General features: G+C 62.7%; 9 protein-coding genes. All 9 read left to right on the plus strand.

What is annotated here, in order from left to right:
- Positions 1–550: 550 nt before the first annotated feature.
- A complete protein-coding gene (locus AC5E6L_RS10310) occupies positions 551–2,203 on the plus strand; it encodes an ABC transporter substrate-binding protein (RefSeq protein WP_491773070.1) in 1,653 nt (550 codons plus the stop codon).
- Between the two features lie 57 nt (positions 2,204–2,260).
- The gene (locus AC5E6L_RS10315) at positions 2,261–3,181 is read left to right on the plus strand and encodes an ABC transporter permease (RefSeq protein WP_491773072.1); all 921 of its coding nucleotides are present in this window, start codon (positions 2,261–2,263) and stop codon (positions 3,179–3,181) included.
- A 30-nt stretch (positions 3,182–3,211) separates the two neighbouring features.
- On the plus strand, positions 3,212–4,063 hold the full coding sequence (locus AC5E6L_RS10320; RefSeq protein WP_491773074.1) for an ABC transporter permease: 852 nt from the start codon (positions 3,212–3,214) through the stop codon (positions 4,061–4,063).
- Positions 4,060–5,118, plus strand: coding sequence for an ABC transporter ATP-binding protein (locus tag AC5E6L_RS10325; protein WP_491229460.1), 1,059 nt, complete (start codon positions 4,060–4,062; stop codon positions 5,116–5,118). The genes AC5E6L_RS10320 and AC5E6L_RS10325 overlap by 4 nt, the downstream gene beginning before the upstream one ends.
- The gene (locus AC5E6L_RS10330) at positions 5,108–6,145 is read left to right on the plus strand and encodes an ABC transporter ATP-binding protein (RefSeq protein ID WP_491229461.1); all 1,038 of its coding nucleotides are present in this window, start codon (positions 5,108–5,110) and stop codon (positions 6,143–6,145) included. Before AC5E6L_RS10325 ends, AC5E6L_RS10330 begins: the two co-directional genes overlap by 11 nt.
- A 2-nt stretch (positions 6,146–6,147) precedes the next feature.
- Positions 6,148–7,215, plus strand: coding sequence for a succinylglutamate desuccinylase/aspartoacylase family protein (locus AC5E6L_RS10335; RefSeq protein ID WP_491229462.1), 1,068 nt, complete (start codon positions 6,148–6,150; stop codon positions 7,213–7,215).
- 135 nt (positions 7,216–7,350) lie between these two features.
- On the plus strand, positions 7,351–8,412 hold the full coding sequence (locus tag AC5E6L_RS10340; protein ID WP_491229463.1) for an aminotransferase class I/II-fold pyridoxal phosphate-dependent enzyme: 1,062 nt from the start codon (positions 7,351–7,353) through the stop codon (positions 8,410–8,412).
- 65 nt (positions 8,413–8,477) lie between these two features.
- Positions 8,478–9,362 (plus strand): PhzF family phenazine biosynthesis protein, encoded by an 885-nt coding sequence (locus AC5E6L_RS10345; RefSeq protein ID WP_491229464.1) that lies wholly within the window; start codon positions 8,478–8,480, stop codon positions 9,360–9,362.
- Between the two features lie 210 nt (positions 9,363–9,572).
- On the plus strand, positions 9,573–11,072 hold the full coding sequence (locus AC5E6L_RS10350) for an aminotransferase-like domain-containing protein (protein ID WP_491229465.1): 1,500 nt from the start codon (positions 9,573–9,575) through the stop codon (positions 11,070–11,072).
- Positions 11,073–11,168 lie beyond the last annotated feature (96 nt).

An 11,168-nucleotide genomic window follows, 5' to 3' on the forward strand; every position in this document is an offset into this window, starting at 1 on the left:
CCATCATCTGATGTCAATGTGTTGCCGGCCTCCGGCTTGGACGTCTTTTCCGCCGCCGGCGTCGTCAAAAGCCTCGCGCGATCGTCGGATCGCGCCGCGGTGTTTTCCTCGCCGTGGCGAAAAACCTTGTCCATCAAACCGCTCCCATCCAAAGACAAACCGCTCTAGATGCCGCGATCCGAACCGGCACCCTTCGGGAGTGCCGAGCCGACGAAGTCGGGACCCGCACGCTCCGCACCGCCGGCATGGCCGGGCGCTTTGTCCGGACGGATCTCGGGGAACCGGGCCACGTTCGGGCATGGAAAGCGTCACCGCGTCCGATAGCCCGCACACGCTTACCACCAAAACCGATACCGCCGCGCAGCGTGAGGGCAAGGGCCCGGTTCGACCGTTGCGGCGGAACAACGCCCTGCCGGCTCCGAAAGGACGGCGACATCATTGCCCAAGGGATTGACCAAACAAAATCCCCCCACTGGTCTAATGCCGCTAAACTCGTGCGGCTGTTACAGTGGAAAATCGATAGGGATCAAAGGCAAACGGGAGTCACGCGATGCGGTTAACATTGTGCAGCGCCATATCTACAAGCGCATTGGTTTTAGGTGTTCTGGCCTTGAGCGCCGTGTCCACTTCCGCCGATCAGCCGCAATATGGCGGGGAGCTGATCTATGCCAAGGCGGGCGAACAGCACACTTTGTTCCCCGGTCGAAATCTGAGCAGTCAGGCTCAAGACGTTTGGCTTTACGGATGCGAGAACCTCGTTGAATTGAACGAGGCTGGCGAGATCGAGCCTTGGCTGGCACGCGCATGGTCCACGTCCGCAGATGGCCGAGAAGTGACGTTTCAGCTTGAGGAAGGCGTTTCTTTTCACGACGGCACGCCGTTCAACGCCGAGGCCGTCGCATTCGTCTACAATGAAGCGATCGAGAAGGGATTTCTCTACGCGAACCTTCTGGGCACTTTCCAGGAGGCGAGGGCCGACGGCGAACATGCAGTCACGCTCCGGTTCGAGCGCCCGCCGGCCGCGCTGCTGCAGAACCTGGCCTACAGGTCGCTGTGTATTTTCAGCCCGACCGCCTATCGGGAAAACGGCGAGGAATGGATGGCGACGCATGTCGTCGGCACCGGCCCGTTCATCCAGAAAGAGTATCGAAAGGGCGAGTATATCCTGTTCGAACGCAATCCGGATTACTGGCAGGAGAGCAAGCCTTATCTGGATTCCGTCCGCATCATCTATGTTCCCGACATGTCGATCCGTGCCGCCATGCTCCAGAGCGGTGAGGTGGACCGAACGGTTCTGCTGAACGATTTCGATATTCCGCGGCTGGAGGCCGACCAGAACGTCAATATTCGCATTGTTCCCAGCACCCGGCAATACTACCAGGTCCTCAACCATCTGGTGCACCCGCTCGACAACCCCAATGTCAGGCGCGCCTTCAACTACGCGGTCGACAAGGAAGGGATCGTCGCCAGCGTGTTTGCGGGACGCGGGGCGTTCGTGCCGACGGCGCCGACCCTGACCGAAGGCGTCTTCGGGTATCGGGACATGCGCAACGAGGGCGAGGCGACGATCTTCCAGTATGATCCCGAAAGGGCAAGGGAACTGCTGCGTCTTTCGGGCTACGAGGATCGCGACGGGGACGGTTTCGTCGAGGACGTGAAGGGCAACACACTTGCGCTCGAAATGTTCTCACGCCGCGGGGCGCGCAAAGGCGATTATCAGACCGCGCAGCTTGTCCAGTCGTTTCTGCGCGATGTCGGCGTCGATGTGGGCATCACGCTGATGGAAAGCGCCTCCTTCAGCAGCGCGATCTCGCAAAGCCCGACCGATGCCGCATACGACATGGTGATGCTGTCATGGGGCGTGCCGACCGCCGATCCGGACGAGCCCATGCTGTTGTTCACCTACTCCAAGGCATGGAAGCCGGCAGGGTCCAACCGTATGTTTTATTACAGTTCCGAGATCGACGCGATAACCGAAGCCGCCACGTCGCAAACCGATTCGGACAAGCGCCGGGACCTGATCGAGGCGTATATGGAGCAGTTGCTTGAGGACGCGCCGGTCATCTATCTGCCGACGCTGGCGCTCAATCTGGGTACACGCAGCTATGTTAAGGGCGACCGGATCCTGGCGATCGGCAACTATCCGGCGCGTTTTGCCTGGATAGATCGGGAGGAAAAGGCCCGACAGGGCATCTCGCGCTAGGGATGCCATCCCTGCCCTCGTTCCGCGCAAACGCCCAATGAACGGTTGGAAGCCCAGATGCTCCGGATGATCGTCTACAGGCTCTTGCTGATCATTCCAGTCGGTCTCGTTCTGGTCTCCTTTCTGTTTGCGCTGTTCCATCTCATTCCGGGCGACCCGGCGCAACTGATGGCCGGCGACAACGCGCCGGAAGAGTTGGTCCAGTCCATTCGCCGGGCCTACGGCTTCGATCAACCCATTTACATCCAATATTGGAGCTATCTGACGCGCATGCTTCAGGGCGATCTCGGTGTGTCGACCTATTCGCGCGAACCCGTCCTCGATATCGTGTGGCCGCGCGTGGTCAACACCGCGCAGCTCGCGGGCTTTGCGATGCTGCTGGCCATCGTCATCAGCCTGGTCCTGGGTTGCATCTCGGCGATGTTCTGGAACCATCCGGTCGACAAGGGCGTCACGATGTTCTCGCTGGTGGGCATCTGCACGCCGGTTTTCGTCTCCGGGCTGATCGCGATCTATTTCTTCTCGGTCTATCTCGGATGGCTTCCAATCGGCGGCAAGGCGACCTGGAAGCATTACATTCTGCCGGTGGTGACACTTGGCGCCTATCAGGCGGCGATATTCACGCGCATGGTCCGCTCGTGCATGGTGGATGCGCTCGGACGCGACTTCATCACGACGGCCCGCGCCAAGGGTGTCGCCGAAAGGATGGTTGTCTTCAAGCACGCGCTGCGCAACGCGCTGCTGCCGATCATCACGCTTTTCGGCCTTGGGCTCGGACACACGCTGGGCGGCTCGGTCGTGACCGAAACCATCTTCAACTGGCCCGGACTTGGCCGTCTGATGGTCGATTCCATCCTCACCCGGGACCTGCCGGTGACCCAGGGCGCGATTCTGATCTTCGCGGCCATATTCATCACCGTGAACCTGAGCGTCGACATTCTGTACACCTGGGCCGATCCGCGGATCCGCTATGACTGAAATGCAAGCCTCAAGACACCGGACAAGGATGTGCGGCGCCTGCCCCTGATGGACTTTCTCAAACGGTTCAGCCGAGACAGGGTCGGCCTGTTCTTCGGCATCGTCCTGGTCCTGATCTATCTGGTCGCGCTGACGGCGCACTGGATCACGCCGTACGATCCCCTACAGACCGATCTTCGAAAGGTGCTTCAACCGCCCTCGCGCGAGCACTGGCTGGGCACCGATCAATTCGGGCGCGATCTGCTGTCGCGCGTGATCCTGGCGACCCAGGTCACGGTCCGGGTCACGGGCCTCGCCATTCTCTTCGCCGTCGTTACAGGCGTTCCGATCGGCATGCTGGCCGGCTTCGTCGGCGGCTGGCTCGACGGGCTGGTGATGCGCATCACCGACATGCTGCTGATCTTCCCGATCATCATGCTGGCCATCGTGCTCGTCGTGATCATCGGGCCGACGGAAAATGGCGTGATCTTCGCCCTCGGCATCTCGCAGATGCCGCAGTTCATACGCGTTGCGCGCGGCGTCACGCTGTCGGTCAAGGAGGAACTATACATCGAAGCGGCGGTCGCCGCAGGCGCCGGTCGGCGGTACATTCTGCGGCGGCATGTCTGGCCCAACATCTCGACGCCGATCATCGTGCAGGCGTCCTTGACGCTTCCGGTGTTCGTCCTGAACGCCTCGGCATTGTCCTATCTCGGGCTCGGCGTCCAGCCGCCAACGCCCGAATGGGGTCAGATGCTCAATGAGTCGATCGCGTTCATCTTCACCGCCCCCCACCTGATGATCGGGCCGACCATCGCGCTGTTTCTGTTCACGCTTGCCGCAAATCTTGTCGGCGACGCATTGCAGGAAACGATCAATCCCAGACTGAAGAAGCGGCCATGAAGGCCCTTGCGACCACAAAGGACGCATCGGACGCAGGCGAAGGCCGAGCGCTTCTCGAACTGCGGGATCTCAGCATCGACTTCGAAACCGAGCGCGGTACCGCGCGCGTCGTCGACCGGCTCAACTATCGGATCGGTCACGGCGAGACCGTCGGCATTGTCGGCGAAAGCGGCTGCGGCAAGTCGGTGACCGCGCGCGCCGTCATGGGGCTCGTCGAAGCGCCCGGGCGCATCGCGGAGGGCGAGATCCTATACCGCCATGGCGACCGGGTGATCGATATCGCCAGGCTCGACCCCAAGGGTCGCCGGATTCGCGAACTGCGCGGCAACGCGATCTCCATGATCTTTCAGGAGCCGATGACCTCACTCAACCCGGTTTTTTCGATCGGGGACCAGATTGCCGAGGCGGTTCTTCTCCACCAGTCGATCGGCCGGCGCGATGCGGCGGACAAGGCGGTGGCGATGCTCGATGCCGTCGGCATTCCATCACCGCGCGAGCGGGCCCGGGACTTTCCTCACCAGCTCTCGGGCGGGATGCGTCAGCGCGCGATGATCGCGATGGCGATGTCATGCAACCCGTCGCTGCTGATCGCCGACGAACCGACCACCGCGCTGGACGTCACCATCCAGGCCCAGGTTCTGGACCTGATGAACAAGCTTCGCGCGGAGTTCCACGCCGCGATCATGTTCATCACCCACGATCTGGGCGTGATCGCGACGATGGCCGATCAGATCCGCGTGATGTATCTGGGGCGTATCGTCGAAAGCGGGCCCGTCTCGACGGTCTTCCGGCAACCGCTTCACCCCTACACGCAAGGGATGATGCAATCGATCCCGTCGCTCAAGGGGGCGCGGAAACGCAGGCTGCGATCGATCGCGGGCAACGTGCCCTCGCCGCTTGAGGCCGGCCTCGGGTGCGGCTTCGCCTCGCGGTGCCCCCACGTCATGGATGTCTGCCGGAAAGCAAGACCGGCGCTCGTCTCGGAAGGCGGCGTCCGGTCCGTGGCCTGCTTTCTGCATCACGCCCGGACCGAAGAGGCGCCACATGAAGGTTGAGGAAGTCTTGCTCGACGTCGCCGGTCTTCGGAAGCTCTTCCCGATCCGCAAAGGGCTTCTCAAACGCATCGTGGCCGAGGTGAAAGCCGTCGACGGCGTGGATTTGCAAATTTACACGGGAGAGACGCTGGGCCTGGTCGGCGAAAGCGGCTGCGGCAAGACGACGACGGGGCGAACCATCCTGCGGCTCCTGCCCCCGACCGAGGGAAGGGTAACGCTCCGCCTGCCCGCCGAAGACGGTTCGGGCACGATGCGCGAGATCGATCTCGCTCGGGCCGGACCGAGGCAGCTCAAGACGCTGCGCCGGAAGATGCAGATCATCTTTCAGGATCCCTATTCATCGCTCGACCCCAGAATGACCGTCGAGCAGATCGTCGGCGAACCGCTTCGGGTCCAGAGAATTGCGCGCGGCAAGGAGTGCGCCGACCGGGTGGCCGACCTCCTGCGATCGGTGGGGCTCGATCCGTCAGCGATGGCGCGTTACGCCCACGAGTTTTCCGGCGGTCAGCGGCAAAGGATCGGCATCGCCCGCGCGCTTGCCCTCAACCCCAAGCTGATCGTTGCCGACGAGCCCGTCTCGGCGCTCGACGTCTCCGTCCAGGCACAGGTTCTCAATCTCCTCCAGGACCTGCAGGAGGCATACGGCCTGACCTATCTGTTCATATCGCACGACATGGCGGTTATCCGCCATATCTGCGATCGCGTGGCGGTCATGTATCTGGGAAAGATCGTGGAACTGGCCGAAACCGACGCGCTGTTCGGCAATCCCAGGCACCCTTACACCGAAGCGCTGATGTCGGCCGTTCCGGCCGTGGAAACCGGTCAAGTCAGCCGGCGCATCGTCCTCGACGGAGATGTGCCGAGTCCGGCTTCGCCGCCGAGCGGCTGCCATTTTCATCCGCGCTGCCGTTTCGCGACCGACATCTGCAGATCGCAGGTGCCGGACCTGCGCGCCCTCGACGCTGCTCACGCAGTGCGCTGCCACCATGCCGAAGCGTTCACGCTGCAGGGCGTCGGGGGCGAATAGGGGTGCGCGTGCCCGATCGTGCAGCGGCCCCGCCCAGCCAACCCAAGGAGAGACGACAGATGAGCAACGGAACTGCGATAGAGGTCAAAGACATCAGGGGTGAACCGGGAAAGACTGTCCGCGGTTTCGTGAAGATAGGCGAGACGCCCATGGGGCCGATCCGGTTCCCTGTCGTCATCGTCACGGGCACGCGGCCGGGCGCCACGCTTTGCCTGACCGCCGGTGTTCACGCAACCGAATATCCCGGCATCGACGCGGTGTTGAGAACGGTCTCCGCGACCGACCCGCAAACGCTTCGCGGCACCCTGATCGCGGTTCCGGTGGTCAACCAGATCATGTTCCAGACTAGGACCGGTTTCATCAACCCCGTCGACGGCCTGAACCTGAACCGCACCGCGCCGGGCCTGGCCGACGGGACGATCTCACAGGTTCTGGTCCATACGCTTCTGACCGAGGTGATTGGGCAAGCTGATGCGCATATCGATTGCCACGGCGGCGACCTGGGCGAAGAGCTCTGGCCCTATGCGGGCTATGTGCTGACGGGTGATGCCGAGCAGGACAGAAAGGGCGAAGCGATGGTGCGGCTTTACACGCCGCGCATCTTCGCGCTGTACGAAAACGACACGCCGCTTCCGGCGACCGGCGGATCGGTAACGGCGACGGCATCGCGGCAGGGCACGGTGTCGATCCTGGCGGAAGCGGGCAGCGATGGGACGTTGCGATCTGCCGATACCGAACACCATCTGCGCGGCATCCGGAACGTGATGCGCTATCTCGATATGATCGACGGCGATCCGCAACTTGCTCCCGACCCCTTGCGCGCGCAGGGCCAGTTTGTCGTCAGCGCCCGACGCGGCGGGCTCGTACGGCTGACCGTCGAGATCGGCCAGGACTTGGCTGCCGGTCAGAAGGTCGCCGACATCGTGGATGTCTTCGGTGACGTCGTCGAGGAAATCGTCGCGCCCGAGGCGGGCATTGCGCGCCTGATCTGGACACATAAGGCGATCAACACCGGCGATCCGGTGGTCAAGTGCTGGCGCGCCGGCCCGGCGGAACCCTTCACGCTCTAATTACCATCAAATCCGGAAACAGCCATGCATATTCGATCTCAGAAACTGAGCGACTTCTTCAACATCGGGCGTGATCTCGGATGGGACGTCGCACGACAGAAATGGACGGTTAACCAACTGATTGGACCGGAGGGCTTGAGCTATACCGTTGGCGACATCATGCCCGGCGGCATACCGGAGGACCTGCCGATCATCAAATCGGGCAACCGGTATGGCTATCCGCCCCTTCGCGAACGGATCGTGGAGACGATGGAGTATCATGTCGACGCCGACCACATGCTCCTGACGCTGGGAACGCAGATGTCGAACTTCCTGGCCTTTGCCACCTTGCTTGAGCCCGGTGACGAGGCGATCGTCGAAACGCCCTCCTGGGAACAGCCCCGTGTGCTGTGCGAGGCGTTTCGCGCCCACTGCAAGCTCATCAGGCGCCAAGAAGAACTGGAGTGGAAGTTCGATCTGGACAGGCTCGAAAGCCTCATGGGGCCCAAGGTCAAGCTGATCTACATTTGTCATCCGAACAATCCGACGGGCGCGTGCCTGAACGAGGCCGAGTTGCGGGCGGTGTGCGATATCGCCGCCAAGCACGGTGCCTATGTCGTCTCCGACGAGATCTATCGCGGGATGGAATGGAGCGGCGAGCCCTCGCCTGCGGTCGCCAATGTCTACGAGCGCGGCATTTCGACCAGCAGCATCTCCAAGATTCTCGGAATGAGCGGAACGCGCCTGGGCTGGCTGACGACCCCGGACCGTGACTTCATGGAACAGTGCATGGAGCTGAAATACTACATCACACTGCACCAGCTCAGTCGCCTCGACGAAACCGTCGCCATGGCCGCGATGGAGCGTCAGAAGTTCTGGTCGATGGCCCGCAATTCCATGCGTGTCGCCAAGGCCAACTTCGACATTGTGAGCAAATGGATGGACGGCAGCGACGCGTTTCGTTGGGTCTCGCCGAAAGGCGGGTTTTTGTCCTTTCCGCACTTCGATCTCGACATACCGTCATGGGATCTGTGCATCGCCCTGATCAAGGAGCCGTACCGGACCTATCTCATCCCGGGAAGCTGCTATGGCTACGAGAATCATGTCCGGCTCGGCTTCGGCCCGAGTACGCCGACCAGCGACGTCAAGGACGGATTGGAGCAGATCGGCGCATTCATCGCCGACTACCGCGGCGGCAAGGTGGCGCCAAGTGTCTGACGCAGCCAAGCCCCGGCGGCGCGACGTACCTAGGCCGCCGCGCCGCCGATCACGCGGGCGCTTTCATGGGTGAGCCGGCTGTCGAGATTGTCGATGTCTTCGCAGCCGCGCCAGGCGGCGGCAATCCGGCGCCTGTCGTGCTGGATGCCGCCGCGCTCGACACCGAGGCAATGCAAGCGGTCGCGCAGACACACGGATATGAGAGCGTCTTCGTGTTGCCGGCGCGGCAGGCCGGCAATGACATCCGCTTGCGGTACTTCCTGCCGACAGGCGAGGTCGGGATGTGCGGTCACGCGACCATCGGCGCCCTTTGGCTTTTGCGCCGGGCGGGCCGGATCACCGCAGATGCGCTGCGCGTCGAGACGCCCGCAGCGATCGTCGAGAGCCGTATCACGGACGCAGGCGACATCTTCGTCAGTCAGCCTTTCGGTGCCACCCAAGTGCTGAACGGTGACGCCCTCATCGCCGAAATCTGCGACGTGCTGAACCTGCCGGCCGGGGCGCTGGGTCCGCAACCGGTGGTCAATGCCTCGACCAGCCGAGTCAAAACGCTGGTGTGCTTGACGTCGAAAGATGTTCTGGATCGCTGCCAACCTGACTTCGACAGGGTCGGGGCGCTTTGCGGGCGCCTCGGATCCACCGGTCTTTATCCCTATGCCGTCGATGCCGTGGACCCGCAAAACGGCAGCGCGACGATTGCCGCCCGCCAGTTCCCCAAGGCGTCCGGTTATCCCGAAGACGCCGCGACCGGCATCGCCGCCACTGCCCTGGCAAGCGCGTTGCGCAGCCTTGGCAAGGTGTCGCACGATATCACCCGGTTCACCGTATTGCAGGGATATGCGATGGGCCGTCCGTCCAAACTGGCCGTCAGCCTGGAGGAAAGCGATAAGGGCGGCGAGCCGGTGTGCTGGCTGGGTGGCGGCGCGGAGCCGCATCGGCCAAGCCCGTGACCGCATAGAAATCCAGGGTATGCGCCAGTTGCCTTCGATCGTTTCGATGCAGCGCATCAGCGGCTCCCTGATTTTGGGCGCCGATAGCCGGCGACCGGTCAATTCCGGGCTTGTTGACACCCTGGCGGCAAGACCGGATTATAAATCGCTGCCGGAACGATCACAGGGGCTGGCTCCTGACTGTCCGGCAATGGCATGCTTTGGCGCCCGATGGAAAACGCTAGCAAACGCAATGTCTGGGCGGACGTAATTCCGGTAAGTCACGGCGCCGGCCAGTCGCTACAGATGCAGATCCGCAAGGGCATGGTGGCTGCGATCCTTGAAGGCAGGGTTGCATCGGGCGCAATGGTGCCGTCTTCGCGAGCGTTGGCCGATGCGCTTGGCGTCTCGCGGGGCACCGTGATCATTGCCTACCGTGAGCTTGTCGCGCAGGGTTTTCTGACGGCAAAGCGCGGGAGCGGCTACCGTGTCAGCATGGGCCATTGCGAAGCGTTGCCCGAACGGCGTGCCTCCAAAGCCGCAAGCAGAGACTTTTTTGCGTGGCGCGCGCGCCTGAAAGTCCGGCCAGGCCCGCTCGCCAATCCGCGCAAGAGCAAGACCTGGACGACCGCCCGATACCCGTTCGTCTATGGGCAGTTCGACCTGGAACTGTTTCCCACGGCCGAGTGGCGCGAATGCAGCCGGATGGCGCTCAGCGTGCTCGAAATCCAGTGCTGGGCCGCCGACATGATCGATCAGGACGATCCGATGCTGGTCGAGCAGATCCAGGCTCGGGTGCTGAACAAGCGCGGCGTTTTCGCCAGCCCCAACGAGATCATCGTCACGCTCGGCGCGCAGCACGCGCTCTACATGGTCGCAGCGCTTCTGATCCGCCGCGGTGTCCGGGTTGCGATGGAAGAGCCCGGCTATCCCGAGGCGCGTTCGGTCTTCAAGCTGTTTGGCGCCGAGTTGATCACCATCGGCGTCGACGATCGGGGGATGCGTGTCGAGGCGATACCGGACGACGTGCACTTCGTCTTCACGACGCCGGGACATCATTGCCCCAGCATGGCGCCGTTGAGCCCGAACCGCCGCGCGCGTCTTCTGGCACGGGCCGCAAAGCACGATTGGATCGTCATCGAGGACGATTACAACAGCCAGATACCCGACATGGAGCCCCAGGAGGCGCTCAAGCGCATGGACGGCGCCGGCCGGGTCATCCACATCGGATCGATGTCCAAGACGCTGGCGCCGGGGCTTCGCTTGGGCTTTCTTGTCGCCGAACGCGAACTGATCTGCGAGCTGCGCGCGCTGCGGCAGTTGATGGTGCGCCATCCACCGGCCAACAATCAGCGCGCGGTGGCCCTCTTCATGGCCCTGGGTCATCATGACACGTTGGTCAAACGGCTTTCGGATGCGTTTGAAGCCAAACGCAGACGGTTGCTTGAAGCGGTGCGCGCGCATCTGCCGGAATGGCGCACCGATGATTTTCCCGGTGCAACGGCGCTGTGGCTTCGATTGCCGGACGGCATGCACGGCCCCGACATCGTGCGCCAGGCGGCAACCAGAGACATCTATGTCGAATCAGGGGCGCGCTTCTTCGACCGGTGCCCCGCCACGTGCACGTTCATTCGGCTTGGCCTGTCCGCGATCTCTCTGGATGCAATCGATCCAGGCGTCGAACTGCTCGGCCGGGTCTATCGGGACACGAAGCGAAAGCAGTTCGCCTAGGTGTTTGATCCCGTCATTTGATGGTGCAGTCTTTTCGGCGGCATGGATGGCAAGGCCTATGGGGCAGGTTTTACACGGGAGCGCCGGCACGACAGA

The organism is Roseitalea sp., assembly GCF_984466335.1.

Excerpts from the sequence above, each read along its gene's own strand:
- AC5E6L_RS10310 (WP_491773070.1), top strand. The coding sequence starts at position 551 with ATGCGGTTAACATTGTGCAGCGCCATATCTACAAGCGCATTGGTTTTA.
- AC5E6L_RS10315 (WP_491773072.1), top strand. The coding sequence starts at position 2,261 with ATGCTCCGGATGATCGTCTACAGGCTCTTGCTGATCATTCCAGTCGGT.
- AC5E6L_RS10325 (WP_491229460.1), top strand. The coding sequence starts at position 4,060 with ATGAAGGCCCTTGCGACCACAAAGGACGCATCGGACGCAGGCGAAGGC.
- AC5E6L_RS10330 (WP_491229461.1), top strand. The coding sequence starts at position 5,108 with ATGAAGGTTGAGGAAGTCTTGCTCGACGTCGCCGGTCTTCGGAAGCTC.
- AC5E6L_RS10345 (WP_491229464.1), top strand. The coding sequence starts at position 8,478 with ATGGGTGAGCCGGCTGTCGAGATTGTCGATGTCTTCGCAGCCGCGCCA.
- AC5E6L_RS10350 (WP_491229465.1), top strand. The coding sequence starts at position 9,573 with ATGGAAAACGCTAGCAAACGCAATGTCTGGGCGGACGTAATTCCGGTA.